This is a genomic window from Rhodococcus sp. P1Y, assembly GCF_003641205.1.
GTDB lineage: Bacteria > Actinomycetota > Actinomycetes > Mycobacteriales > Mycobacteriaceae > Rhodococcoides.
This window is the reverse complement of sequence record NZ_CP032762.1, coordinates 5,417,779-5,441,750: the sequence shown is the minus strand read 5'-3', so window position 1 is coordinate 5,441,750 and position 23,972 is coordinate 5,417,779. Positions and strand designations below refer to the sequence as shown.

Below are 23,972 nucleotides of genomic sequence, written 5' to 3'. Positions count from 1 at the left end.
ATGCCGATCAACGAGACACTCTCGCAGTACAGCGACTGGTCTTTCGAGTCCGCGTTCACCGTCTACGTGCTCGCGTTCGTCCTACTCATTGCGCAGTACGCGTCGATCAAGGCGACCAAGGTGCAGGCGCGCGAACTGGTCGGCAGTGGAGCGCCCGTCGCCGGAGTGGGTGTCCCGGGGCGCGTTGCGGAGACGCCGAAGCGGCCGCTGTCCGAGCGCTTGTCCGGTATGGGCTTCGCGCTGTTGATCCTGGCCCTCGTCCTGCATGTGGCGTCGGTGGTGCTCCGCGGTTTCGCGACCCATCGGTTCCCGCTCGGCAACATGTACGAGTTCGTCACCATGGCAACCGCAGCTGCGGCACTCACCTCGATCGTGCTGCTTCGCAAGCGGGCGATGCGTCCGATGCTGGTGTTCGTGCTCGCACCGATCATCGTTCTGATGTTCCTCGCCGCCACCAAGTTGTATGCCGATGCTGCTCCCGTCGTGCCTGCGCTGCGCTCCTACTGGCTGCCGATCCACGTCACCATCGTCAGCGTCGGCAGCGGCATCCTGCTGGTGTCCGGCGTCGCGAGTCTGCTGTTCCTCCTCCGGATCAAGCACCCGGCAGGCGAAGAGAGCCGCGGATTCTGGGGCAGGTTCGCGTCCAAGCTGCCCGACGCCAAGGCGCTGGACCGGCTTGCGTACAAGACGACGATCATCGCGTTCCCACTCTTCGGTGCAGGTGTCATCCTCGGAGCGATCTGGGCCGAAGCTGCCTGGGGCCGCTTCTGGGGCTGGGATCCCAAGGAGACGATGTCGTTCATCACGTGGATCATCTACGCCGCGTACCTCCACGCGCGCGCGACGTCCGGCTGGCGGAACACACGTGCTGCCTGGATCAACATCGGTGGATTCACTGCCATGCTGTTCAACCTCTTCATCATCAACATGGTTGTATCCGGACTGCACTCGTACGCAGGGCTCAATTGACCAAGCGAGAGTGATCCGGCAGGACTGGTAACGTCCGAGCCGTTATCGGCATGCGGGGGGCGTGCGCCGACCGACTGGGGAGTCGGAGTGAACGGGGGGAGACGCTCATGGCTGAATGGCAGATGAGCTCGTGGCAGGCAGTGCGCCCGGCCGAGCCGGGCGAAGACGCCGAGCCGACGCGTGATGCCGTAGTTCCGCGTGATGCAGTAGTTCCGCGTGATGCCGTAGTTCCGCGTGATGCAGTAGTTCCACCTGAAGTCGTAGTTCCGCGTGACTCAGCGCCCGCTGTTGCTGACGAGTCGTCGCCGTGGCAGCGCAGGGCCGAGAACGGCGGCCGCGGAACGCGTTCCGACGCGCAGGACACGGCGCGGGCGGCGAAGGCGGGGTGGACGGGCCGGGGCTTGACGAGCCAGCGGTGGATGTGACAGTGGTGGACGAGGCCGCCGTGCACGGGCCACGGGTTGACGAGACGGCGGGGGACGGGCCAGGGGCGGACGAGACAGCCGTGGACGAGACAGCCGTGGACGAGACAGCAGGGGCCAAAGCGCGGGTCGACGGGATGGCCGAGTCGGCACCTGCCTGCGCCACCGACACCGTCGGTAAGCGCCGCGCTCCGGAGGGCCCGTCGTGGCCCTCGACGCCTGTGCTCGGCTTCAGGTCGACACCGGTCCCGATGCCGCCCGATGTGTCGTCAGCGCCTGCTCGGGAGTCGCACGAGCACTTCGATCCGGGTTTGCAAGGTCAACTGCCTCCGGTCGTCAAGGCGTCCGCGCTGGATTTGACCAATGCTTTGTTGGTGCGCCAAGTTGCACCGCCCCCGGCGTCCGGTTGGCGAAAGTGGATCCACACTGTGACCGGGCGTCGAGTGAACCCGGGGAACAGTGCACATGACGAGCGCATGGTTCGCCTCACACGTCAGGTGGATCGCCATCTGGTCGGCTGCTACCGAATCTCGGTACTCAGCCTCAAGGGAGGCGTCGGGAAGACGACGACGACTGCGACTCTCGGTTCGACGTTCTCGTCGATCAGGGGTGACCGTGTCATTGCGGTCGACGCAAATCCGGACCGAGGAACCCTGAGCCAGAAGGTTCCTCTGGATACGTCTGCAACCGTGCGAAACCTGTTGCGCGACATCGACGAATTGGATCGCTACAGCGACATTCGTGGGTACACCTCGCAGAATCGCTTTCGGCTGGAGGTGCTGGCTTCGGACTCCGACCCGGCGGTGTCGGAGGCGTTCAGCGGCCAGGACTACGACAAGGCGGTGACCTTGCTGGAGAAGTTCTACAGCATCGTGCTCACCGATTGCGGTACAGGCCTCATGCACTCGGCGATGAGCAGCATTCTTGCGGGGTCCGACGCATTGGTCGTGGTCAGTTCGAGTTCCGTCGATGGCGCACGCAGCGCGTCGGCGACATTGGACTGGCTCGACGCGCACGGACACAGCGAACTCGTTCGCTCGTCCGTCGCAGTGGTGAACGCGGTTCGGCCACGCTCAGGGAAGGTTGATCTGGCCAAGGTCGTCGAACACTTCGAGCAGCGCTGCAGGCAGGTGGTGTTGATACCGTTCGACCCGCACCTCGAAGAGGGCGCGGAAATCGACCTGGACCGGTTGAAGAGCAAAACCCGCTCGGCATTACTCGAACTGGCGGCAGCGGTCGCGTCGGGATTCCCCAGCAATCGTCCCGAGGATGTTCAGCGGGTTCGCGATCAGCGGGCCCGGCCACGCGATCGGAACGGATCGGGCAACGAGGCGTAGTGGGGCCGGATCCGGCGCGCAGCCGATCGCGCAAGCGTCAGTCCGATCGCGTATGCGTCAGTCGGATCGCGCAGGGGTCATTTAGTCGGACGAATCCTGTTTGCCAGGTTCGTCTTTGCCTGATCGCCGAGCTTCGCGATTCATGCGCCACAAGAACTCGGGATCGTCGTCGGGTCCGACTACCCGGGTAGCCGGTGCCTGGGCTGTCGGGCCGAAAGCCTTCCAGAACAGAACGATCACTGCCACCACACCGATCAACGCCAAAAGATAGATCACGACGCACCTCCTCCTACGAGGGTAGCCGCGTAGGGATGCAGTGCGCACCCCTACGCGGCTCGCAAGTTCCTGAGAATTCAGTGCAGGGTCGAGATATCTTCTTTTTCAGCGGTGTGCGGCTTCGGTGGTCAGCGAGGACAGCAGCTGCATGACCTCGGTCTCGCGGAATCGACGGTGGCCACCGGGGGTGCGAAGCGACCCGAGTCGGCCTGCGTGTGCCCAGCGGGTGACCGTCTTCGGATCGACATGAAAGAGCGCCGCTACCTGCCCGGGTGTGAGCAGTGAATCCTGAGCCTTGTGCAGAGTTGGTGCGCTCATCTTGGTCGTGTCCTCCTGCGTGCTGTGTTCCGGTGGGCGGCGGTTGTTTTCCCCGCGCATCGAGGGCCTGTCCAGACCCACGATTTCGATGCCGCTGCACCGGACAGTGGATGAAGCAAATTCGTGTTCGAGGACCATGGTGGCACCCCGACCCCTAGGTACTCGACTGATCTAAAGTTGGTAAAGGGGAGGTAATGGACAAATCGGATAGTTCGGGCCGCCCGAAACGACCGAATTCGAAGGCGCTCAGCGAGGTGTCCAGGGCCAGGGCGGAGAGCTTCTTGCGGGCGGTAACCTGGGTTTCGTGAACAACAGCAACACACCTCCCGTGCCCACCGCGACCAAAGGGCAGCTGCTCAAAGATGTCGCTCTCTACAGCGGTGCACGGTTGCTGCTCGTCTTGGTGATCGGAGCTGTCATCGTCGGAGTGGGTCTGCTCGTCGACGTCGAAATTCCGATTCTCGTTGCCGCTGTGTTCGCGGTTCTCATCTCGCTGCCGCTCTCGCTCGTGCTGTTCAAGTCGTTGCGGATCCGCGTCAACGAGTCGATCGCAGGAGTCGACGAGGGGCGGCGCGCGGCGCGCGCCGATCTGCAGGCGAAACTGCGCGGCGAGGACGGCGAGTAGTGACGTCCATCGTCGACCGTTCGGTGTCTCGGGGTTGGGTCGACAATGCGGTTCGGCTCATTGAAGCTGACGCACAGCGGTCCGCCGACACCCATTTGCTCCGCTACCCGCTTCCCGTCGCATGGAACGTCCAGCTGTACCTCAAGGACGAGTCCACGCACATCACCGGCAGTCTCAAGCACAGGCTCGCCAGGTCGCTCTTTCTGTACGCCATTTGCAACGGTTGGGTCAACGAGAACACGACCGTCATCGAGGCGTCGTCAGGGTCGACGGCCGTCAGTGAGGCCTATTTCGCTCGATTGCTGGGTTTGCGATTCGTCGCTGTCATGCCGCGCAGCACCAGCCCGACCAAGATCTCACTGATCGAATCGCACGGTGGGCGATGCCATTTCGTCGACGATCCGTCGGCCATGTACACCGAGGCGCATCGCCTTGCAGCCGAACCCGACGCTCACTACATGGACCAGTTCACCCATGCGGAGCGGGCCACCGATTGGCGAGGCAACAACAACATCGCCGAGTCGATCTTCGATCAGCTCACCCACGAAGAGTCGCCCATACCCACGTGGGTCGTCGTCGGGGCCGGCACGGGCGGTACGAGTGCGACCATCGGTCGATACATCCGATATCGCCGCCACGCAACACGATTGGCAGTGGTCGATCCCGAGAACTCGGCGTTCATCGGTGGCTACGAGACCGGTCGGGCCGACTATTCCACCGGTAAGCCGTCGCGCATCGAAGGCATCGGACGGCCGATCGTCGAGCCGTCGTTCGTCGGACAAGTAATCGATCGCATGATCGCCGTGCCCGACGCCGCTTCGGTTGCAGCAGCGCGCCACGCATCCGTCGCACTGGGCAAACGGGTCGGAGGCTCGACCGGCACCAACATCTGGGGCGCCTTCGGTCTTATCGCCGAGATGATCGCCGCGGGCCGCAGCGGCAGTGTCGTGACACTGTTGTGTGACGGCGGTGAGCGTTATGCCGGAACGTATTTCGATGACCAGTGGGTCGCAGAGCAGGGCATGGATTTGCTCGAACCTACCGCGGCTCTCGAGCAGTTCGTTCGAACCGGAGAGTTCGGCTAGCTGCGGGTGAGCACGACCGACGCCGCAGCCGTTGCTCCGGCTGCGACGCTCACCGCCGGCCACGCGCCGATCTTCTTGGCCAACGGATGCGAAGCCCCGAAACCGACGAGGTACGTGCCGAGAAGCGCGCCTGCCACCGCCGGACCCGAAGATGCGTTCCACGACGCCGTGCACGCGACACCGACCGCAGCGAGTACCACCCCGCCGAGTTGACGGTTCTTCGTCTTCCGAGCGACCGCGAAACCTCCGAGCAGACCACCCGCAGCCAGCGCCGAGGTTGCCAGTGCTGAGCCGACCGTCTTTGTCTGTGCCATGAGCCCAGCTTAGTTCGCGGTTACGGTGACGGTTCGCCGACTGTGGACCATTCTCGCGGTACTTGTAACCCGGCGATGGAGCGAACGACTCATTCGGTCACCCCGCCGCAGCCCAGCCCGTACTAGTGCCCCTCGAACGTCGCACGCACTCGGATGGCCCGGGCTAGATGGTCGGTCTGCTCGATGACGAGCCGGCGGAGCGAGCTGGGCGCCCATTCGTGCTCGGAGAGCCATCGCTGCGCTGCAGCCGTCGAATCCTGTTGCGGAAACAGTCCGATGACGAGTCGTCGGGCAATCTCGATGCTCCGTGTGGACCACACATCCACGATCGAACCGAAGTAACGGTCGTCGTACTGCGCAAGGAGGTCGCGCCGTCCGCCTGCGCGGAAACCGGCCACCGTGGCGTCGACCGCGTCGTTGGACAGATCGTCCGAGTCCATCAGGTCGGACCATGCCTGTGCTTTGGCTTCGGCTGTCGGCTGCGCGGCGACGGCAGCCCTGTGCGCCGTGCGACCCGACGATGTTCCGTCGGTCTCCAGCTCGGCATCCAGGCGCGAACGGGACGTGCGGCCGCGAGCGCTCAGCGCCCGGATCAGCATCCACCGCTGTTCGGAATCCAGGTCGAGACCGTCGATGGGGAGGGTGCCGTCGACGAGCCGTTCGATCTGCCCGCTGCGGACGTCCGACGCCGATGCTGCAGCCGCGACCGCTCGGAGCCACACGATCTGGGCGTCGCTCCCCGGGTCGGCGGTCTCGAGCTCCGACCAGCAGGTGGACAACCATCGGTCTGCGGCACCGGATGATTCGGCCATGTAGGTCTCGACCGCATACTGTGCATTGGCCACCACGGAGGTCGCTACTGCGATCTTGGTTTCCGACGCCGCGAAACGGGATGCGATGTCGAGGTAAGTGCGTGGGTCGAGCTCGGCGTCGCGGGTGGAGTTCCACAACGCCGACCAGACGAGTCCGCGGGCAAGGGGATCGACGATGCGGTCGAGTGAGTCGGCAATTGTCGTCAGCGACCGTTCGTCGAAACGAATCTTGGCGTAGGTCAAATCGTCGTCGTTGAGGAGAGTCAGCGCTGCACTCGGCAATTCGACGGGTGTGCTCGCCGCCGTGATGTCGAGTTCGCGGCGATGGGTTCGCACGAGATTACCGTCGGAGTCGGCGTCGTACAGTCCGACTGCCAGTCGGTGCGGCCGTGGATCGGTCTGCTCGATCGCGGAGCCTGTGTAAGAAAGCGTCGAGACGCCGGTGGTGTGCAGCCATGCGGCGGCCCACTCGTCCAAGTTTCGACCGGATGCGGCCGATGCATGGGCGAGAAGATCTACCAGCGTCGTGTTGCCGTAGGCGAATTCGGCGAAGTACGTGCGCGAGGCCTCGAAGAATGCGTCCTCGCCGACGTAGGCCGCCAGCTGCTTCAGTACGCTCGCGCCCTTGGCGTAGGTGATTCCGTCGAAGTTGAGTTTGGCGGCTTCGAGATCGGGGATGTCGGCGACGATCGGGTGCGTCGTCGGCAGCTGATCCTGTGAATACGCCCAGGCTTTACGCCGATTCGCGAAGCTCACCCACGCATCGGTGAATCGTGTTGCGTGTGCGGAGGTGAAGGCGCCCATGAAGTCGGCGAACGATTCCTTGAGCCACAGGTCGTCCCACCACTCCATGGTCACGAGATCGCCGAACCACATGTGCGCCATCTCGTGGAGAATCGTGTTGGCCCGTTGCTCGTACTGCGCTTCCGTTGCAGCCGAACGAAATACGTAGGACTCGGTGAACGTGACGAGTCCAGGATTCTCCATTGCGCCGAGGTTGTACTCGGGTACGAAGATCTGGTCGTACTTGCCGAACGGATACGGAAAGTCGAACCGGTCGTGGTAGAAGTCCAATCCCTGTTTCGTGATCTCGAAAATGTTCTCTGGGTCGAAGTGCTCGGCGAGAGAGGCTCGGCACAGTGCCGACAGCGGAACGGTCAGATCCCCTCGCGTCCAGGATGATTCGGCCCGGTGGTACGGACCGGCTGCGATTGCGGTGATGTACGTCGAGATCGGCAGAGTCGGCTCGAATTCGACGGTGTCGTCTGACCTGGTTCCGGTTTGGTTGGACAGGACCTCCCACGACGGTGGCGCGGTGACCTCGAACGCAAAGGACGCCTTGATGTCCGGTTGCTCGAAATTTGCGAACACCCGCCTGGCGTCGGCAGGCTCGTACTGGGTGTAGAGGTACACCTTCTCGTCGACCGGATCGACGAACCGGTGCAGACCTTCGCCCGACCTCGAATAGCGACCGCGGGCTTCGACGACAACAGTGTTGTGGGCGCCGAGTCCGACCAACTGGATGCGTGACCCGTCGTAATCGACCGGAACGGAATCGCCGTCCAGAGTCACCGATACGACATCGGCCCCGATGAAGTCGAGCCAGGTTGCCTCGGTCGTGGCGTCGAAGGTGATTGTCGTGCGTGTTCCGAAGGTGTCGGCGTCGACTGCGTCGCGCAGGTCGAGTTGTACGCGGTAGGCGACTCCGCTGATGTGGCGCGCTCGGCGCCGGGTCTCGGTCCGGGTCAGATTCGCGGTGTTCACGATCCAAGGATAGGCGTCGCCGCTTTTGTCAACCAGGGTTGACGGAGTGTGGTTGTCAACGTATGTTGACAACCATGACGGAAGCAACGACGCTCGCGGCCGCAGCAGGAAGCCCTGACCCGGGCGAAGGACTGCGGGCGGTACTCGCCCTGCGCAGGCTCCTCGAGCGGCTCGAGTCGATTCAGGTCGCGAACGCCCGGAAACGCGGATGGTCGTGGCAGGCGATCGCGGACTCTCTCGAAGTGAGCAAGCAGGCCGTGCACAAGAAGCACAACGGAACGGGAAGGTAAGAGATGTTCGAGAAATTCACCGCAGACGCACGCGAGGCCGTGGTTGCAGCGCAGCAAGAAGCGCACGCTCTGGGAGCGACGAGAATTCGGACAGTCCACGTCTTCCTCGGAGTCATCGTTCACGCGGGTCCCGGACTTCGGTCGGCGTTGGAAGACGAGGGATACACGGCTGCATCGGTCCGGTCGACGGTGACCGACGCGGTGGCGTTGGGTGAGAAAGATGCCGAAGCCCTCGGATCGATCGGCATCGATCTGGGTGCAGTCCGGGCGAGTCTGGAAGCGACGTTCGGTGAAGGTGCACTGGATCGGCCAGCGCCGGAGAAGCGTGGTTGGTTGAATCGAAAGACCGGCCACATTCCGTTCGATGCAGGTGCGAAGAAGGCGCTCGAGCTGTCGTTGCGCGAGGCAATCGCTCGCAAGGATTCAGAAATTCGGTGTGAGCATCTCCTACTCGGTCTGATCCGGGGCGCGGACGCCAGCTTCACCGCAGTCGTGGACGAACCGAGCACACTTCGTGCCAGGATCGAATCCCTGGTTTCGTGAGAAAACCGCACGTCACCCACCCGTGAATCGGCGTCGATACAACTAGTCTGGTGGGCATGACATTTCTGGTACGCCTCGTCATCAACGCGGTCGCGATCTGGCTTGCTGCCCAGTGGGTGGGCGGAATAGACCTCACCAGCTCCGGCCGGGGAACGGGCTGGGATCTGGTGGTACTTGCAGGCATCGCAGCGGTGTTTACCGTCGTCAATGCCTTCATCAAGCCCTTGGTGAAGCTCCTGTCGCTACCGCTGCTGATTCTGACGCTCGGCTTGTTCACCCTCGTCATCAACGCACTGATGCTGCTGCTGACCGCGTGGATCTCGACGGCAACCGACTACGGCCTGCTGATTTCCGGGTTCGGCGCGGCCTTCTGGGGTGCGCTGATCATCTCGATCGTGAACTTCTTGCTCGGTGCATTCGTACCCGAGCGGCGTTAGGCGAACGCCAGCGAGACTCCGGTCGCGATGCCCCACACGAGCATTGCGAGTCCGGAGTCCCGGAGGGCAGGAATGAGAGCCATACCTGTTGCGCCCGACCGAACCGGCTTGTTCGCGCGGGCCGCGAGAGGGAGCGCAACGAGTGCGATCAGCGCCCACGGAGTACGCGCGACCAACGCCACGGTGACTGCGAACGGCACGACCATCAACGCCAGATGCAGCATCCGGGTGCGGGTGTCGCCGAGTCGTACCGCGAGAGTGAGCTTCCCGGAATCCGGGTCGGTGTCGATGTCGCGCAGGTTGTTGGCGACGAGGACTGCACTCGAGAAGGACCCGACCGCAATTGCCGCCACGAGTCCGGCCCAATCGACCCGACCGGCTTGCACGAACTGGGTTCCCAGCACCGCAATCAATCCGAAGAACACGAACACGGCGATCTCGCCGAGACCGCTGTACCCGTACGGCTTCTTACCGCCCGTGTAGTACCACGCGCCGGCGATGCAGACGGCGCCCACCACCACCAGCCACCAGGCGGAGGTCACGGCGAGCGCGAGTCCGGCGACCGCTCCGACGGCGAAGCACCCGATTGCCGCTGCCCTGACGGCGCCGGGGGTGGCAACTCCCGATCCGACGAGCCGCAGCGGTCCGACGCGCTCGTCGTCGGTGCCGCGGATGCCGTCGGAGTAGTCGTTCGCGAAGTTGACTCCGATGATCAGTGCCAGCGCCACTACGAGAGCCAGAAGTGCCTTCCACCACACGGCGCCGCCCAGTGAGGCGGCCGCGCCGGTACCGACGAGAACGGGTGCAATGGCGTTCGGGAGGGTGCGTGGGCGTGCGCCCTCGATCCAATGCGCTGTGGTGGCCATTGGTTGATCTTTGCGTATCGCTGCGTCGCTTGTGCGACGAGGTCTTTCGAAGCTGTCTGGGTATGGCGGACGGGTGGGTAGCGCAGGCTCAGGGGAACGGCAGTCGCGGAATGGGCGGAAGCTGAATCTGCGGAAGTTCGATGCGCGGCAATTGGAATGGAAGGGGCGCCGGAGGCGGCGGAGGGGCCACGTAACCGCCGGTGTTGTGCCGGGGAATGTAGGGGGTTTGCCCGACCGGATCAGGAGCGGGGGCCGCAGTGGTCGTCGCCTCCACCGGGAGCGGAGCGGGCAGTGCCGTCGTCGTTCCCGTCGGATCAGGTGGAACGACCCTCGTGGTGGACGACGTCTCCGCGACAGTCGTCACCGGGGTGCCCGCTACCGAGCGGTCGACCGAGGAGTCCGGCCACAGCATCCACGTGAAAAATCCCAGAGCGACGATGGACGGAAGTCCGAACCTGAGAAGCGGCGTCAGCAGTGTCCGCGCGCTGCGTCGCGCGGCGGTCGGTGCAGGCGGCCGCGTGCCGTCCACGCGCGTCGCGTACAGCGCCGCGCCCTCCGCAGCGATCAACTCGGGAGAGTCGGGTACCACGACCGGGATGCGTAGATACCGACGCAGCACCTCTTGAACGATCGGAATCCGGGCACCGCCACCGATGGCGACGACGACCTCGGGAGGAATCTCCGACATCTCGGAGAGGTCGCGCAACGCGATGGCGGACCGTTCCGCAGGCCGGATGATCTGCAGTTCGAACATCCGGCGGTCCATCAAACGAAACTGGCCGTCCGAGGTCTGCGTCGCCTCGTGCGTCGACAGTGCTTCCTTGATTTCCTTGCTGAATTCCAGCAGCGACGATTCCTCTTCGTGGGTGCGCGGGACAGCGAGGATGTCGAGAGTCAGAAGATGTTCGCGGACAGTGTGATCGATGGACGACCCGCTGAATTCGCTGGAGCGCGTCGTCGCATAGATCGTGCCGCTGTCGATGTCGGCGACGGTCAGTTCCAGGCCGCCCTCGCCGAGGTCGTAGAGCGCGACGGTGCGGTATTTGAAATCTGGATCTGCGCGAAGCTTCTCGATCGCGCCGGAAATCTCGGAGATGAGGTGAACTTCCGATACGTATTCCTCGACCAAGGCGGCCTTGAGGGCTGCGCTGTAGTCGGGATCGGGAAACGCCACTCCGAGTGAGTGAGGGGCATCCGGTCGATCGACGATGGCGCGTATGGCATGCGCGACGTCCTCGGCGTCGGGGACCGGCCCGATCGACGGGAACCATTCGGTCGTGAACGGCTGTCCGTCGGAGCTTCGGACCGCGCGTATGCCGCCCGAGCCCATGGAGATACCGACCGACGAAACCATAGTCGCTCGTGGCCTCCCGTCCCCGTCGTACCGCACTACACCCCATGTGTTCTTCCGCTACACCATACCGTCTTACGGTCTGTTTTCGAACCGATAACCGACTTGGAGGCGAATCTAGCAGCCGAACAGGGGCCGAGCGCTACAGAGGTAGGGCGGTCTCCGTCAAGCCTGCCCCGCCGACACGGCGAAACCACTCGCGACCGAATGCCTGAGCCAGCATGTCGAGCGGCATCTGCAGGAACGGGCCGAAATCACCGACCTGAGTTTCGTGCGCTTGCATCGCCGCTCGCTTGGCCTCCATGACCGAACCGACATCGACGACCGTAGTGATCTCGGACTCGGGTAGTCCGAACGTGTCGAGATCGGGCGGGGTGTTGTCGTCGGACCAGTTCGGATTGGCCTTCACCAGGGCCTGCATGTGATCACGGTTGGTGGTGGTCTCGTAGACGTTCTCGACCCCTGCGAGCTCGGCCGCGCGGAGACCGACGAAATGCACCTTGATGTGGTCGGGATGCCCGTACCCGCCGTTGGGGTCGTAGATGGTGAGGACGTCGGCGTTCTCTTCGTCGAGCACCGCGGCGAGCTTGCGAGCTGCGTCGTCGGTGTCCGCGTTGCAGAAGGCGTCGGGTACGTCGTTCTCCGGCGTCCCAGCCATGCCCGAGTCGGCGTAGTGCAGCATGACGACTCGGCTTACACCGAGCACCTCCGCAGAGTTGGCCAGCTCGGTCTTACGGCGTTCGGCCAGGGTCTCGCCCTCGGTCAGGATGCCGTCGGGAAACTCGCCGAGCGCGCCGTCGGTAGCCGTGACCAACACGACCCGGTGCCCTGCGTCCGCGGCCAGACGCATGACGCCACCCGTCGTGAAAACTTCGTCGTCGGGATGGGCGTGAAAGCAGACCAGTGTGCTCATGCACGACATGCTTGCACGGCCGCAGCTCGCTGTCTCATTCGGAGCCTCTGCCGATCAGACGAACGTCACGAAGGCTCAGAGACAGGGCGAGCGCGGCGGCGATCAGTGCACCGCCGAGCGGAAAGACGAGCCACGGATCGGCGATCGTGGGACGTAAGGGCTCGTCGGACTCGGTCGCGATTCCGACACCGCCCTCCAATGTTTGGTAGATGCCCTCGTTGCGACTCGCGACGGCGGTATCCGCCCCTCCGATTATCACTATCTGCGCGGTCGGATCCGAAGACTGCCGTTCCCAGTAGGCCGAAGGGTTCGTCCATGGATCAGCGGCAGGCCCGGGCTGCGGCGGCCAGTGCGTCCACGCCGTTGCAGCTCCTGCTCCGAGGACACCTCCCATCGCGATGAGGAGGGCGAACAAGCCGGTCCGCGACCTGTGCCGTTCGACGGCCAACCGAAGACCCGCGTCGACGAGGAACGAGGCAACGAAGAGCGCGACGAGTACCCCGGCACCTACGAAGTAGAGGGACGTCGGGAACCAATCCGGACGCGCGGACCCGACGGCCGCGTAGGCCGGAGCGGATCTGTCGTACACGCTCGCCACCTGGGTAGAGCCCGAATCGCCGGTGCTCGGAACTGCGATATGCCACGCGAGCGCCGCGCCGGCTCCCACGAGCGCACCCGTACCTGCCATCGCCGCGACGAGCAGATTCTTCATCGGTGAAATCTATCCGACCAAGCACCCTTTTTGCCGACCTGGCACACCTGCTCGGATCCGAACGGGTGTGCCGGCTCGAGAAAAGCGGTGCTAGCTCTACAAAGACGGTGCTAGCTCGACCAACGTCGCCCTCAGTGCTGCACGATCCAGCTTGCCGGGGCCTCTCGTCGGCAGCGAATCGACCAGGTACAGCTCGCGTGGCGCAGCCGTCGGATCCAAGGTCCGCGCAGCGTGTTCGCGTATCTCGGACAGCGTCACCTCGTTCGATGCAACTACCGCCACCACGACCCGCTCACCCAGCCGCTCGTCCGGCAACCCCACCACCGCGCATTCTCGAACCGACGGGTGCGTCGCGAGCGCGGCCTCGACGACCTGTGGCACCACCGTGAGTCCGCCCGTCGAGATGGCTTCGTCGAGCCTGCCCGTGATCGTGAGGACACCGCCTGCGAGCGTTCCGGCGTCGTCGGTCCTGAACCATCCGGGCTCCGCGAACGCCGGGTGCTGCGGCATCCCCCGGTAGCCGAGGGCAACCGTTGCTCCTCCGAGTACGACGCGGCCGTCGTCGATACGCAGGTCCACCCCGGCCAGTGGTACCCCGTCGTACACACAACCGCCTGCGGTCTCGCTCATTCCGTAGGTGCGGACGACTCGGATTCCGGCGTCGAGTGCTCTCTCCCGCAACGGGACCGGGGTCGCGGCGCCGCCGAGGAGCACTGCGTCGAACTCTGCGAGGGCCTCGGTGGCGGCAGCATCGTCCAAGGCCTTGACCAGCTGTGTCGGAACCAACGAGGTGTACTTGCGACCGGACATCCGCGCCACTGCACCCGCCAACGCCGATGGATCGAAGCCCGCCCGGACATCCAGGATCGCAGGATCGGTTCCGGCGAGGACGCTACGCAGCAGCACCTGCATCCCTGCGATGTGGTGTGCGGGCAAGGCAAGCAGCCACGTTCCCGGTCCGCCGAGGAAAAGGTGCGTCGCCGTTCCACTTGCCCGGAGGGCAGCAGCCGAGAGCATTGCACCCTTCGGTGTGCCCGTGGTGCCGGAGGTGGCGACGACGAGCGCGGCAGCGTCGTCGATCTCGGCACCGGGGGACAGTGCGTCTCGCAACCGCTCGGTTTCGCGTAGATCGTCGGCGGGAACCGGCAGTACAGCGGGGGAGTTGCCGTCCAGAACGGACGAAAGCCGCGGCAGGATCGCTGCCGCGGCTTCGCCCGAGGGAATCTTCAGTTCGTGGAGCACGTTCACACGGGAAGTTTAGAGTGCGAACGGATCCGCGAGTGGCCATCCACCGGAGGCCAGTCTGGAACGCACCCGCGAGATGTCCTCGTCGCGCGGCATCTCGTTGGTGACCTTCGTGATGGTGACTGCTATTCCGGCTTTGTCCGCCGGAAGCTGACCGCCCGAGATCAGCGCGTCCATCACCGATTGAACTTCGTCGTCCGACAATCGGCGAGCCAGAAGCGCAAGCAGCGGAACGTAATCCGCGTCGGGCACGCCCTCTGGGTAGCCGACCCGCAGCCACTCGAGGATCGAACTGAGAAAAGCAGGTACGGCCATCTACGTCAGTGAGGCGGGATCTGCGAGGGGCCAGCCGCCTGCAGCCAGGCGCGCCGACACTCGTGCGATGTCGTCGGTGGTCGGCTCGTGGTCGATGAGCTCGCGGATGAACTCGGTGATCTCGTCGTTGGTGATCGCGCCGTCTTCCAGCGCGCCGCCGATCGGGGACACCAAGCTCAGAACGACCTCGTGAACCTGCGCGTCGGTCAGTTCGGCCTTGCGAAGGAGAGCGACGAGCGGGAAGCGGTCCTTGGGCGGTACACCCTCTGGATATCCCGCGCGAAGCCATTCGAGTACGGAAGCGGGAAACGTCGTTTCGGTCATTACGTCAAGCCCTTTCTCGGATCAGAAGACGGAGATGCCGAAGGTGGTGTCGAGGAAGTTCTTCATGATGAAGAGGATTCCTGCGACGATCGCGACGACGACGACCGCGAAGCACAGAACTGCTGCAGCCGTTGCCGCTGCGGGTCGGGCCGTGGTGACCGTGCTGCCGTCGTCGCGTGCTTCACCGACGGCCATAGCCTTCAGTCCGAATGCGAATATCGCGGGAAGGCCAGCGCCGAGAAGCAGTCCGACGAGAACTACCTGCCACAGCGAATCGATTGTGTGCCTGAGGGTTTCCATGTCAGTGCTTCCTTAAACCGTCGTGGGGGACTTCTCGTCGGCCGGGATGAGGCCGCCGTCCCACTCGTCGTTGACGTTGTTCGGATCGATCGGCTGGCGACGCGACCGGATGTACATGACGGCCGCGAGTGCGACCAGGATGGCGAAGACGACGAGAACTCCCGGCAGCCCGCCGATGGTGTCGGCGAGGAACCAGCAGACCGCGCCCACGACGCCGGCGAGAGGCAGGGTGATAACCCAGGCCACAGCCATGCGTCCTGCAACGTTCCAGCGGACCTGCGCACCGGGCTTACCGATACCCGACCCGAGGATGGAACCGGTTGCGACCTGCGTGGTCGACAGCGGAAGGCCGAGATGGCTCGAGGTCAAGATGATTGCGGCCGAGGAGGATTCGGCAGCCATACCCTGCGGTGACGCGATCTCGACGAGGCCCTTGCCGAGGGTGCGAATGACGCGCCAGCCGCCGAGGTAGGTACCGAGGGCAATAGCGACTGCGCACGTGACCTTCACCCAGAGTGGCATTTCCGAATCCGGTGAGACGGTGCCGTAGGCGACGAGGGCCAGGAAGATGACACCCATCGTCTTCTGTGCGTCGTTCGTGCCGTGAGCGAGTGACACCAGCGAGGCCGATCCGATCTGGCCCCACCGGAATCCGCGTTCCTTGGACTTCTCGGGAACGGCGTTCGTGATGCGGTAGATGACCCAGGTTCCGACCGTCGCGACGAGTCCTGCGACGACGGGCGCGAGTACTGCGGGGAGGACGATCTTGCTCCAGACGCCGTCCCAGACGACGCCCGAGGTGCCGAGACCTGCGATGGTGGCGCCGATCAGGCCACCGAACAACGCGTGCGAGCTGCTCGACGGGATTCCGAGGAGCCAGGTTGCGAGGTTCCATAGAATGCCGCCGACGAGGCCGGCGAAGATGATGGTCAGCAGAGCTTGACCGCCGGTGTCGCCGAGGTTGACGATGCCCTTCGCGACCGTGGCAGCCACCTCCACCGAGAGGAATGCGCCGACGAGGTTCAGTACGGCGGACAGGGTGACCGCAACTTTGGGCTTCAATGCCCCCGTTGCGATCGACGTCGCCATGGCATTGGCGGTGTCGTGGAAACCGTTGGTGAAGTCGAAGGCCAGTGCCGTGACGACGACGACCAGAAGGACGATGAATTCTGCGCTCACGGTTGAAAGTGTGAGGCCTGGGTACTTCAATCCGATAATTTCTTCCGAAGTGTTCTTCTTCGGTTCCTGCACGATGCCCTTCGTTAACCTTACGTTCACCTTTTTGCACTAATTGTCCGAATAACGAGAGGCCTGGGTCACTCTCGTCAGCAGGGGTTCTGTCGGCCCCCTGTGGGACAGTGGAAACCGTGGAGTTCGACGGCGTATTCGATGGCGCGCACAGTAGTGGAGACCGCAGCAGTATCGACGATGCGGTCGCTGCGGCGCTGTCCTATCTCGACTCGGTCGATCCGGCGTCCGCGGCGGACGCGCAGACCGGATGGGAGGGGCTGCGCAGCATCTCGCCGCGGAGTGGGCCGACGCAAAATTCCGTCCAGACATTCCTGTGGACCCACCTCTGCGAAATGGCCTCCGAACCCGGGCGGGCGTGGGACATCGCGCGGGCGCTCGCCGACCTGCTCGACCGTCTCGGCCATGCGAGATACGCAGATATCGCGCGGAGTAGCGAGACCAGAACGATCCTGCACAGCGCCGACGAGGAAACCGAGAAGCTGCGGATCACCGAAGCCGTCGCCGATTCCGGAATCGGCGCCCCGGACACCGACCTGATCACGTGGCAGGACGTTCCCGAAGGTGTCGAGCGATCAGTACTCGACCTCGTCGGCGAAACACTCGAAGTCGCGTCCATCGCAGGTGAATTCGCACCTTCGCGTCCTGGTGCGCGACCACTGCGTCCCGCGGCAATCGCACTCAAGCGTCAGCGTCTGACCGACTCGATTCTGCGATCGACACGGTCGGGCGGAGTAGTGCTCGAACAACTCCTGGACCACCGGATCGCGCTGTGGGTCGCCTACAGCCCGCCGCGAGCCGAGCTGTATCGCGATCTGGCCGGACCGCTGCACGACGCAGTGGAACCGGCTTATTCGTGCGTTCGAAGGCTCGAAGGTCTTCTGGGGCTGGTCGGCGACGGAATCACGCTCACCGACAAGGGATACCTACCAGGAGACATCGTCGAGCGTGCAGTGGGAACGCTGTGGTCTCCTCGTGAATGGCCCTTCCCGCCCGGCGAAGAACTCGACACCGAACCCGTCCTCCGCATCCGACGCTTGTTGCTCAGACTGGGCCTCGTCCGTAAGCATCGTGGACAGCTGCTTCCCACTGCGCGTTCGCGCGGGATGAGCGCCGACAGGATGTGGGCGACGCTGGTGAGTCGAACCGTCGGCGCCGCGTATCACCCGGACACGATTGCGGCCGAGGTAGCGATCGCGGAGGTCGCACGTGGCAGGCGCCCCAAGGGTACGAGTTCGCTCGTCGGCGAACTGCTGACCGCCGAAGGGTGGTCTCACGTCGGTGGTGAGAGCGCCGGCACTCGCGATCTGCCGGTCGGGGACGACGTCGTCGCCGACCTGACTGCGCTCGGCGCGCTCTCCTACGACATCGAGGGCCAGGGAAAATCCGACATCGGGGGCCCCGAAACATCGGTTTCGCCGCCGTCTCCGGACGGTTCGCGCCTCGCTGCCGCGCTCCTGCGGCACCGGTTGCTCCACACTCAACTTCCCTCTGCGTGAACGATCGATCCTTCTTCTTCTCTCCCGCACGCCGTGCACGGCTAAGCTGACTTCGGTCGTGCCACCTAGGCGGCCGTCTCGAGGCCCGAGTCTTCGAAAAGCGGGAGGCGTAGATGGAGCACGATCCGTCGTCTCCCAATCGGCGAAGTCAGACTCGGAGGCAGAGCGACTCTGCCCGCCGCTATCTCGATGTCGAAGCGACCACACCGGCCTTGCGCTCCACCGTGGAACTCGCTGCCCGAAGCGTCGGATTCGCGATCGCGCAGCTCAACGTCCTCGATGACGCCACCCAGTACACCCTGGTCAACATCGGTGGACCGCCGGTGTCGACCGTCGAACGCTCCACGACGTTGTGCGACGACGTCGTACGCAGCGGGAAGTCCGCGGTCGTGACGCGTAATCGTGTCGATGCCACGGTCCGCCAGCGGGACATCCTCGACCGAAACGGTGTCGCGTCGTATGCGTCGGTCCCGCTTCGCGGGCGCGAGGGGCTGGTGATCGGGACTCTGTGTTTGTTGGACCGGATGTCGCGCGAGTTGACCGAGGGCCAAATGCAAGAGTTGGAACAGTACGGATCGGTACTGGAGGAACAGCTGGATCTGCACCGCCGGGTCGGCTCGACCTCGGCAAAATTGGACGGCGACAACGATTTGGCAGGTGCGTTGTTCGCGGGGCAGATCGTTCCCTGGTTCCAGCCGATCGTCGATCTAGGTACCGGATCCACCGTCGGATTCGAAGCGCTCGCCCGCTGGCATCACCCGACGCGAGGTCTCGTATCGCCCGCCGATTTCGTTCCGTTCGCCGAGGCCAGCGAGTTGATCATCGACATCGACCTCGAAGTGCTTCGCCTTGCGGTGAAAGAGGCCGAAGCGTGGCATGAACATCGCCCCGACCTCAGGCTGAGCGTCAACCTCTCCGGCAGGCATCTCGCCCATCCCGACGCCGTCACACAACTGCAGAGCGCCCTCGCGCACTCTTCGGTGCCGGCGCACCGGATCTCGCTCGAGCTGACCGAATCGTCCGCGGTGAGCGACGGGCCGCTCATCAGGCGGCACATCGACGACGTACACGCACTGGGGTTCCGCGTACTTCTCGACGACTTCGGCTCCGGGTGGTCGTCGCTGGAGCGTCTCGTCACGCTCGAACCGGACGGGGTCAAGATCGACGGACAGCTGACCAAATTCATCGACACCGATCGGGGCCGAGCCTTGGTGCGGGCGTTGTCGTCGGTCGCCAAGGACCTGGGCTTGGTCATGGTCATCGAGGGAATCGAAACTCGCGCCCAGGCCGATATCGCGTTGGAGCTGGGTTGCACTCTCGCACAAGGGTTTCTGTGGTCGCGTCCACTGTCCGCGGCCGCAGTGCGGCGATCGATCGAGGCTCTCTAGCTCACGTCGCCGCGCACGTCGCGCCGGAGCGGATGATCGGACGGTATCTGGACGAGAACGATGGGCACACCGTCCGGGTCGCGCAGCCACAACTCGACAAGGCCCCACGACTCCTGCTTCGCATCACGCTCTATGGCGATCCCACGGGAGCTCAGTTCCGCCGAGGCAGACTCGACGTCGCGCACCTGCAACCACAGGGCACCGTCGAAGGTTCCGGCCGACCCTGAACCTCCGTGAGCTGCGACCTCGATCAACGACTGGCCGGCGAAGAACACCGTCCCCGCGGCGTACTCGCGGTGGATCGCCAGCCCAAGTCCGTCGCGATAGAACGCGAGAGTTTTCTCGTAGTCGACAGGACGCAGGATCGTTCGGCCGCTCAGTATCTCCACGGCTCATCGATACCACACGCTCTATACGTCAGGGGGTTGCTTCGTACCTCAGGGGGTTGCTTCGTGCCCCGGCATGTTGTGTGTACGACGAGATTCCTTCATCTCCGCCTCGAAGACGTGACGCTTACCGTCCTGCAGTTCCTCGCGGACGAGTTGCTCGTGCTTGCGGAACTGCGACCAGTACAGATCGTCGAATTCCTCGACGATCTGGAACGACCACCGCCCGTCGATCGCGTTCCGCCCGATCATCTCCGCTTGGAGTCGGTCGGCCTGTTCGGTGTGCCCGGCGTCGCGGAGTTCGTCGACCGCCTCCCCGAGCTGCAGGTCGGCGTGTCCCATCAGTTGGTGGAAGGAGTACAGGTGTCCGCGGGCGCGTTCTATGGTCTCCAGCGCTTCGGACACCTTGCCGATGGCGGACACCGAGTCGTCCGAGAGTTCGGGGGGTCTGCGGTGTTCGGGACTCGGGGTCTGTCGATCGTTGCTCATCTGTGGGTAGTGCCCCGAACAGACACTTTTCAAATCAGCGTCCTTAAATCAGGGTCGTCACGACACGGTTGCCACCGGCGGCTTTGGCCTCGTACATCATCGAGTCGGCGACGCGAGACGCCGTGCCGAGCGTGTCGGAACTGGACGTCCACAGTGCCGATTCGGCGTAGAGAATCGCGGCCCCGACGCTCACCGTCACCGGGATCGCGTCACCTTCGGAGTGCAACGCTCGACGTATTCCATGTATCAGTGCGTCGATGTGCAACCTCGATGTCACGACCGCGGCGAGGTATTCCTCGCCGCCGGTCCGGCCGAGCACGCCGTAGCGAACGACATGCGAGGTCAGTCGCTCGGCCACGCGGCATATCACCGCGTCGCCCTCGTCGTGACCGTGGATGTCGTTCACTGCTTTGAAGTTGTCGATGTCCACGACGACGATCGCCGCGCACTGGCCTTCGGAGCGCCCCTGTATCCAGAGGTCTTCCAGCGCCGCGTCGAGACCGCGACGGTTGAGCAAACCGGTCAGCGGGTCGAGCACGGAACTGCGAGCATCTGCCGACAACGTCGACAGGAAGATGTGCGTCGTGACGGGCACGCTCATGATGCCCAGCAGGACCACGTCGGCTTGAACCAAAAGCGTGATGGTGTCCACCTCGCCGCGGATGTACAGCGCCGTCGTGAATGTCAGCGCAACCGCGGACGTGAAGACGAGGTGCGCCACGACCCAGCGGGGGCTGAGGAAGAACGTCACGAATGCGCCGATCACTGCGAAGAGGACGCACCCGAGCAACGCGTTTCTCAAATCGAGTACCGACAGAGCTGCGGCGACGCCCACGTCGGCGTAGATCGCGAACGTGACGACGCCCAGACGGCCGGGGAACGGCCGCACCAACCAGAGGGCGGCGATGACGATGTTCGTCGTGCACAGTGACAGCGTCAGTATCGTTGCCGCAGTACCGCTGGGCCCTCCGTCGGCGAACAGTGACATGAACGACATGCCGCTGATGTTGATCATCGACAGCGCGACGATGATCCTGATGATCTTCCCGGACGGATGCGAGTTCTGGAATTCGGTCATCCACTCGTAATCGTGCGGCTGCACGAACCACTGGACGACCGCCGCTACCGCACTCCCCGTTTCGCGGCGATGACGAGTCAGTGGATTGTGAGAGAGCGACATGGGACCTTAGAAGTATCGAGGAAACGGGGACCAGTCGGGATCGCGCTTCTCCAGGAACGAGTCGCGACCTTCTACGGCCTCGTCGGTCATGTAGGCCAGACGTGTTGCCTCACCTGCGAACAACTGCTGGCCGACAAGCCCGTCGTCCTGAAGGTTGAACGCGTACTTCAACATCCGTTGAGCCTGGGGCGACTTGGCGTTGATCTTCGCGGCCCATTCGATGGCCACATTCTCGAGTTCGTCGTGGTCGACGACGCGGTTGACGGCGCCCATCCGGTGCATCTCCTCGGCCGTGTACGTGTCGCCGAGGAAGAAGATCTCGCGAGCGAACTTCTGTCCCACCATCTTCGCGAGATAGGCGCTTCCGTAGCCGCCGTCGAAACTTCCGACATCGGCGTCCGTCTGCTTGAAGCGTGCGTGCTCGCGGCTCGCGAGCGTGAGATCGCAGACGACGTGCAGGCTGTGCCCACCGCCTGCGGCCCAGCCGTTCACCAGGCAGATAACCACTTTGGGCATGAATCGAATGAGGCGCTGCACCTCGAGGATGTGCAGGCGGCCCGCGCGCGCCCGGTCGACCGTGTCCGCCGTTTCACCTTCCGCGTACTGGTATCCGCTGCGTCCGCGAATGCGCTGATCGCCACCGGAGCAGAAGGCCCAGCCCCCGTCCTTCGAACTCGGGCCGTTGCCGGTCAGAAGAACCGTCCCGACGTCGGAACTGGCACGTGCGTGCTCGAGCGTGCGGTAGAGCTCGTCGACGGTGTGCGGCCGAAAGGCGTTCCGGATGTCCGGACGATCGAACGCGATACGCACCGTGTCGTCGGTGACATGGCGGTGATAGGTGATGTCGGTGAGATTCTCGAAACCGGGAACCGTCTGCCAAAGAGAAGGAGTGAAGGTCACGATGGCCACGATAGAGCTAGTGCGCCTCGGCCCGCACGATACGGTGCAGAGATGAGCGAAGATGCAGGCCGGGATGAGTACGAGCACCACGGCGGATTCCCCAAGTACACGCCGGCGGACGTCGGACCGGAGTGGGGTCGGTTGGTCGAAGCGCTCCGAACTCTGCAGGATCTGGCAGTCAGTGCTGCTCCGACTGCTGCGCTGACGACCGAGATCGCCGAGAAGATCGAGGCCGTCAATACGCAGCTGACTCCTTTCGTCGTTCCCGAAGGGCAGTCACCTGCGGGCAGAGTCATCACATTGCCCGGCCGTGGGTCGCTGCTGATGCTGCCGTGGATCGTCGAGAAGTTCGACGCCGACGGGGTGCGAAGTCGTGGCGTGTTCCGCAGGTTTCATCTCGGCGGCAACGGCGCTGCGCACGGCGGGACACTCCCGCTGCTCTTCGACGACATGTTCGGCATGATCCAGCACGCGTACGGCCGCCCGATCAGCCGAACCGCATACCTGCACATCAACTATCGCAAGATCACCCCGCTCGACACCGAATTGGTGATCGAGGGCAGCGTCGACCGTGTGGAAGGACGTAAGACCTTCATCAGCGCAGTACTGAAAGACCTCGACGGCAACGTGCTCGCCGACTCCGACGCCTTGATGGTCCAACTGCTCGAAGGCCAGCCGTGAGTCCGTCGGTCGACGACGTGCTCGACGGTTCGCACGTCCTCTCACTTCCGATGCGAACGAAGTTCAGGGGCATCACCACCCGCGAGATCATGCTGCTGCGCGGACCAGCCGGGTGGGGAGAATTCTCGCCCTTCGTCGAATACGACGACAAGGAATCCTCGTCGTGGCTGCGCTCGGCAATCGAGGCGGCTTGGGACGGGCCGCCGCAGCCCCACCGCCAGCGTGTGCGCGTCAACGCCACTGTGCCCGCCGTCACCGTTGACGAGGTTCCGGGCATCCTGGCGCGGTACGAAGGCGTCGACACCGCGAAAGTGAAGGTCGCCGAGAAGGGGCAGACGCTCGCGGACGATGTGGCGCGGGTGAGGGCAGTACGGGAGTTCGTGCCGAACGTGCGCATCGATGCCAACGGTGGCTGGACCGTCGAACAGGCGGTGTCGGCGGTGTCGGCAATGTTGGAAGACGGGGAACTCGAGTACGTCGAACAACCGTGCGCGACGGTTCCCGAGCTGGTCGAGGTGCGAGCGACACTGCCGGGTGTGCGGATCGCCGCCGACGAGAGCATTCGACGAGCCGAGGACCCGTTGCGCGTCGTTCGTGCCGGCGGGGCCGATGTCGCCGTCGTCAAGGTCGCTCCACTCGGAGGAATGCGGGCGTTGCTCGAACTCGCAGGGGAACTGGCCGAGTACGGCGTGCCTGTAGTGGTGTCGAGTGCGCTCGATTCCGCGGTCGGAATGGCCTCCGGATTGGCCGCGGCAGCCGCGATTCCTCGGCTGGAATTTGCGTGCGGACTCGGTACAGGCAGCCTGTTCCACGCCGACGTCTCCGACATCGGCGAACTCGTCGACGGGACCCTTCCGGTCGGGCCGATCACGCCCGATCCAGCCAGCTTGGAGGCGTTGGCGGCCCCGCCGGAGCGGGTCCGGTGGTGGCACGAACGAGTTCGGCGAACCCACCTGCATCTGCGGTAGTCTTCCCCGGTTCGT

General features: G+C 64.2%; 29 protein-coding genes. 12 read left to right on the top strand and 17 right to left on the bottom strand.

Annotation, left to right across the window (positions count from 1 at the left end; all coding sequences use genetic code 11):
* From ccsB to D8W71_RS25090, 3 genes are all read left to right on the top strand, one after another.
* A complete protein-coding gene (gene ccsB / locus D8W71_RS25100) occupies positions 1-969 on the top strand; it encodes a c-type cytochrome biogenesis protein CcsB (RefSeq protein ID WP_121117596.1) in 969 nt (322 codons plus the stop codon).
* Between the two features lie 107 nt (positions 970-1,076).
* Positions 1,077-1,394: a hypothetical protein gene (locus tag D8W71_RS25095; RefSeq protein WP_121117594.1), complete on the top strand. Its 318-nt coding sequence runs from the start codon at positions 1,077-1,079 to the stop codon at positions 1,392-1,394.
* A gap of 134 nt (positions 1,395-1,528) precedes the next feature.
* Positions 1,529-2,728, top strand: coding sequence for a MinD/ParA family ATP-binding protein (locus D8W71_RS25090; protein ID WP_442972065.1), 1,200 nt, complete (start codon positions 1,529-1,531; stop codon positions 2,726-2,728).
* A gap of 81 nt (positions 2,729-2,809) precedes the next feature.
* On the opposite strand, the gene D8W71_RS25085 is transcribed toward D8W71_RS25090, so the two are convergent.
* Together D8W71_RS25085 and D8W71_RS25080 are read right to left on the bottom strand one after the other, a co-directional pair.
* Positions 2,810-3,004 carry a hypothetical protein gene (locus tag D8W71_RS25085; RefSeq protein WP_121117592.1) on the bottom strand — a complete coding sequence of 65 codons (195 nt, stop codon included), beginning with the start codon at positions 3,002-3,004 and terminating at the stop codon, positions 2,810-2,812.
* Positions 3,005-3,109: 105 nt separating this feature from the next.
* Positions 3,110-3,322, bottom strand: coding sequence for a BldC family transcriptional regulator (locus tag D8W71_RS25080; RefSeq protein ID WP_115967373.1), 213 nt, complete (start codon positions 3,320-3,322; stop codon positions 3,110-3,112).
* 304 nt (positions 3,323-3,626) lie between these two features.
* Between D8W71_RS25080 and D8W71_RS25075 the strand changes: the two genes are divergently transcribed.
* The gene (locus tag D8W71_RS25075) at positions 3,627-3,947 is read left to right on the top strand and encodes a DUF4229 domain-containing protein (RefSeq protein ID WP_121117590.1); all 321 of its coding nucleotides are present in this window, start codon (positions 3,627-3,629) and stop codon (positions 3,945-3,947) included.
* Positions 3,947-5,032 carry a PLP-dependent cysteine synthase family protein gene (locus D8W71_RS25070; RefSeq protein WP_121117588.1) on the top strand — a complete coding sequence of 362 codons (1,086 nt, stop codon included), beginning with the start codon at positions 3,947-3,949 and terminating at the stop codon, positions 5,030-5,032. Before D8W71_RS25075 ends, D8W71_RS25070 begins: the two co-directional genes overlap by 1 nt.
* Here D8W71_RS25070 and D8W71_RS25065 read toward each other — a convergent pair.
* Positions 5,029-5,346, bottom strand: a complete 318-nt coding sequence (locus D8W71_RS25065; RefSeq protein WP_121117586.1) for a hypothetical protein — start codon at positions 5,344-5,346, stop codon at positions 5,029-5,031. The two genes, D8W71_RS25070 and D8W71_RS25065, sit on opposite strands and share 4 nt — an antisense overlap.
* A gap of 122 nt (positions 5,347-5,468) precedes the next feature.
* Complete coding sequence (pepN, locus tag D8W71_RS25060) at positions 5,469-7,922, bottom strand: aminopeptidase N (RefSeq protein WP_121117584.1); 2,454 nt, start codon at positions 7,920-7,922, stop codon at positions 5,469-5,471.
* 74 nt (positions 7,923-7,996) lie between these two features.
* Here pepN and D8W71_RS25055 point away from each other — a divergent pair, with 74 nt between their 5' ends.
* Genes D8W71_RS25055 through D8W71_RS25045 form a run of 3 tightly spaced genes read left to right on the top strand, consistent with a single transcriptional unit; the run spans position 7,997 to position 9,192 of the window.
* Positions 7,997-8,212, top strand: a complete 216-nt coding sequence (locus D8W71_RS25055; RefSeq protein ID WP_121119886.1) for a helix-turn-helix domain-containing protein — start codon at positions 7,997-7,999, stop codon at positions 8,210-8,212.
* Positions 8,213-8,215: 3 nt separating this feature from the next.
* A complete protein-coding gene (locus D8W71_RS25050) occupies positions 8,216-8,755 on the top strand; it encodes a Clp protease N-terminal domain-containing protein (RefSeq protein WP_121117582.1) in 540 nt (179 codons plus the stop codon).
* A gap of 56 nt (positions 8,756-8,811) precedes the next feature.
* On the top strand, positions 8,812-9,192 hold the full coding sequence (locus D8W71_RS25045; protein WP_121117580.1) for a phage holin family protein: 381 nt from the start codon (positions 8,812-8,814) through the stop codon (positions 9,190-9,192).
* On the opposite strand, the gene D8W71_RS25040 is transcribed toward D8W71_RS25045, so the two are convergent.
* From D8W71_RS25040 to D8W71_RS25000, 9 genes are all read right to left on the bottom strand, one after another.
* A complete protein-coding gene (locus tag D8W71_RS25040) occupies positions 9,189-10,058 on the bottom strand; it encodes a 1,4-dihydroxy-2-naphthoate polyprenyltransferase (protein WP_121117578.1) in 870 nt (289 codons plus the stop codon). The two genes, D8W71_RS25045 and D8W71_RS25040, sit on opposite strands and share 4 nt — an antisense overlap.
* Positions 10,059-10,146: 88 nt before the next feature.
* Positions 10,147-11,412 (bottom strand): Hsp70 family protein, encoded by a 1,266-nt coding sequence (locus tag D8W71_RS25035; RefSeq protein ID WP_121117576.1) that lies wholly within the window; start codon positions 11,410-11,412, stop codon positions 10,147-10,149.
* Positions 11,413-11,551: 139 nt separating this feature from the next.
* Positions 11,552-12,322, bottom strand: coding sequence for a PIG-L family deacetylase (locus tag D8W71_RS25030; RefSeq protein ID WP_121119884.1), 771 nt, complete (start codon positions 12,320-12,322; stop codon positions 11,552-11,554).
* 34 nt (positions 12,323-12,356) lie between these two features.
* Complete coding sequence (locus D8W71_RS25025; protein WP_121117574.1) at positions 12,357-13,034, bottom strand: hypothetical protein; 678 nt, start codon at positions 13,032-13,034, stop codon at positions 12,357-12,359.
* A 96-nt stretch (positions 13,035-13,130) separates the two neighbouring features.
* On the bottom strand, positions 13,131-14,282 hold the full coding sequence (gene menE / locus D8W71_RS25020; protein ID WP_121117572.1) for an o-succinylbenzoate--CoA ligase: 1,152 nt from the start codon (positions 14,280-14,282) through the stop codon (positions 13,131-13,133).
* A gap of 9 nt (positions 14,283-14,291) precedes the next feature.
* On the bottom strand, positions 14,292-14,594 hold the full coding sequence (locus tag D8W71_RS25015; RefSeq protein ID WP_121117570.1) for a DUF3349 domain-containing protein: 303 nt from the start codon (positions 14,592-14,594) through the stop codon (positions 14,292-14,294).
* On the bottom strand, positions 14,595-14,918 hold the full coding sequence (locus tag D8W71_RS25010) for a DUF3349 domain-containing protein (RefSeq protein ID WP_121117568.1): 324 nt from the start codon (positions 14,916-14,918) through the stop codon (positions 14,595-14,597).
* Positions 14,919-14,939: 21 nt separating this feature from the next.
* Positions 14,940-15,218, bottom strand: a complete 279-nt coding sequence (locus tag D8W71_RS25005; RefSeq protein WP_121117566.1) for a hypothetical protein — start codon at positions 15,216-15,218, stop codon at positions 14,940-14,942.
* A gap of 12 nt (positions 15,219-15,230) precedes the next feature.
* The gene (locus D8W71_RS25000; RefSeq protein WP_121119882.1) at positions 15,231-16,397 is read right to left on the bottom strand and encodes an inorganic phosphate transporter; all 1,167 of its coding nucleotides are present in this window, start codon (positions 16,395-16,397) and stop codon (positions 15,231-15,233) included.
* A 188-nt stretch (positions 16,398-16,585) separates the two neighbouring features.
* On the opposite strand from D8W71_RS25000, the gene D8W71_RS24995 reads away from it, so the two are divergent.
* Positions 16,586-17,965 carry a hypothetical protein gene (locus tag D8W71_RS24995; protein ID WP_236077603.1) on the top strand — a complete coding sequence of 460 codons (1,380 nt, stop codon included), beginning with the start codon at positions 16,586-16,588 and terminating at the stop codon, positions 17,963-17,965.
* 113 nt (positions 17,966-18,078) lie between these two features.
* Positions 18,079-19,353, top strand: a complete 1,275-nt coding sequence (locus D8W71_RS24990; protein WP_121117564.1) for a sensor domain-containing phosphodiesterase — start codon at positions 18,079-18,081, stop codon at positions 19,351-19,353.
* Here the strand turns inward: D8W71_RS24990 and D8W71_RS24985 are convergent.
* From D8W71_RS24985 to D8W71_RS24970, 4 genes are read right to left on the bottom strand one after another with little or no spacing between them, the layout of a single operon-like run.
* Positions 19,350-19,742 carry a VOC family protein gene (locus D8W71_RS24985; RefSeq protein WP_121117562.1) on the bottom strand — a complete coding sequence of 131 codons (393 nt, stop codon included), beginning with the start codon at positions 19,740-19,742 and terminating at the stop codon, positions 19,350-19,352. The genes D8W71_RS24990 and D8W71_RS24985 overlap by 4 nt on opposite strands.
* 48 nt (positions 19,743-19,790) lie before the next feature.
* Positions 19,791-20,228 carry a hypothetical protein gene (locus D8W71_RS24980; RefSeq protein ID WP_121117560.1) on the bottom strand — a complete coding sequence of 146 codons (438 nt, stop codon included), beginning with the start codon at positions 20,226-20,228 and terminating at the stop codon, positions 19,791-19,793.
* A gap of 43 nt (positions 20,229-20,271) precedes the next feature.
* Positions 20,272-21,408, bottom strand: a complete 1,137-nt coding sequence (locus tag D8W71_RS24975; RefSeq protein ID WP_121117558.1) for a GGDEF domain-containing protein — start codon at positions 21,406-21,408, stop codon at positions 20,272-20,274.
* 6 nt (positions 21,409-21,414) lie between these two features.
* Entirely contained in the window at positions 21,415-22,308 is an 894-nt protein-coding gene (locus D8W71_RS24970) for a 1,4-dihydroxy-2-naphthoyl-CoA synthase (RefSeq protein ID WP_121119878.1), read from the bottom strand.
* Between the two features lie 51 nt (positions 22,309-22,359).
* Here D8W71_RS24970 and D8W71_RS24965 point away from each other — a divergent pair, with 51 nt between their 5' ends.
* Both D8W71_RS24965 and D8W71_RS24960 read left to right on the top strand, forming a co-directional pair.
* On the top strand, positions 22,360-22,989 hold the full coding sequence (locus D8W71_RS24965) for a PaaI family thioesterase (protein ID WP_121117556.1): 630 nt from the start codon (positions 22,360-22,362) through the stop codon (positions 22,987-22,989).
* Positions 22,986-23,957, top strand: coding sequence for an o-succinylbenzoate synthase (locus D8W71_RS24960; RefSeq protein ID WP_121117554.1), 972 nt, complete (start codon positions 22,986-22,988; stop codon positions 23,955-23,957). Before D8W71_RS24965 ends, D8W71_RS24960 begins: the two co-directional genes overlap by 4 nt.
* Positions 23,958-23,972 lie beyond the last annotated feature (15 nt).

Bases quoted from the DNA above. Each gene is read 5' to 3' on its own strand.
- ccsB (WP_121117596.1), top strand. From the start codon at position 1: ATGCCGATCAACGAGACACTCTCGCAGTACAGCGACTGGTCTTTCGAG.
- D8W71_RS25095 (WP_121117594.1), top strand. From the start codon at position 1,077: ATGGCTGAATGGCAGATGAGCTCGTGGCAGGCAGTGCGCCCGGCCGAG.
- D8W71_RS25090 (WP_442972065.1), top strand. From the start codon at position 1,529: ATGGCCGAGTCGGCACCTGCCTGCGCCACCGACACCGTCGGTAAGCGC.
- D8W71_RS25080 (WP_115967373.1), bottom strand. From the start codon at position 3,322: ATGAGCGCACCAACTCTGCACAAGGCTCAGGATTCACTGCTCACACCC.
- D8W71_RS25065 (WP_121117586.1), bottom strand. From the start codon at position 5,346: ATGGCACAGACAAAGACGGTCGGCTCAGCACTGGCAACCTCGGCGCTG.
- D8W71_RS25055 (WP_121119886.1), top strand. From the start codon at position 7,997: ATGACGGAAGCAACGACGCTCGCGGCCGCAGCAGGAAGCCCTGACCCG.
- D8W71_RS25050 (WP_121117582.1), top strand. From the start codon at position 8,216: ATGTTCGAGAAATTCACCGCAGACGCACGCGAGGCCGTGGTTGCAGCG.
- D8W71_RS25045 (WP_121117580.1), top strand. From the start codon at position 8,812: ATGACATTTCTGGTACGCCTCGTCATCAACGCGGTCGCGATCTGGCTT.
- D8W71_RS25040 (WP_121117578.1), bottom strand. From the start codon at position 10,058: ATGGCCACCACAGCGCATTGGATCGAGGGCGCACGCCCACGCACCCTC.
- D8W71_RS25035 (WP_121117576.1), bottom strand. From the start codon at position 11,412: ATGGTTTCGTCGGTCGGTATCTCCATGGGCTCGGGCGGCATACGCGCG.
- D8W71_RS25030 (WP_121119884.1), bottom strand. From the start codon at position 12,322: ATGAGCACACTGGTCTGCTTTCACGCCCATCCCGACGACGAAGTTTTC.
- D8W71_RS25025 (WP_121117574.1), bottom strand. From the start codon at position 13,034: ATGAAGAATCTGCTCGTCGCGGCGATGGCAGGTACGGGTGCGCTCGTG.
- D8W71_RS25015 (WP_121117570.1), bottom strand. From the start codon at position 14,594: ATGGCCGTACCTGCTTTTCTCAGTTCGATCCTCGAGTGGCTGCGGGTC.
- D8W71_RS25010 (WP_121117568.1), bottom strand. From the start codon at position 14,918: ATGACCGAAACGACGTTTCCCGCTTCCGTACTCGAATGGCTTCGCGCG.
- D8W71_RS25005 (WP_121117566.1), bottom strand. From the start codon at position 15,218: ATGGAAACCCTCAGGCACACAATCGATTCGCTGTGGCAGGTAGTTCTC.
- D8W71_RS24990 (WP_121117564.1), top strand. From the start codon at position 18,079: ATGGAGCACGATCCGTCGTCTCCCAATCGGCGAAGTCAGACTCGGAGG.
- D8W71_RS24980 (WP_121117560.1), bottom strand. From the start codon at position 20,228: ATGAGCAACGATCGACAGACCCCGAGTCCCGAACACCGCAGACCCCCC.
- D8W71_RS24975 (WP_121117558.1), bottom strand. From the start codon at position 21,408: ATGTCGCTCTCTCACAATCCACTGACTCGTCATCGCCGCGAAACGGGG.
- D8W71_RS24965 (WP_121117556.1), top strand. From the start codon at position 22,360: ATGAGCGAAGATGCAGGCCGGGATGAGTACGAGCACCACGGCGGATTC.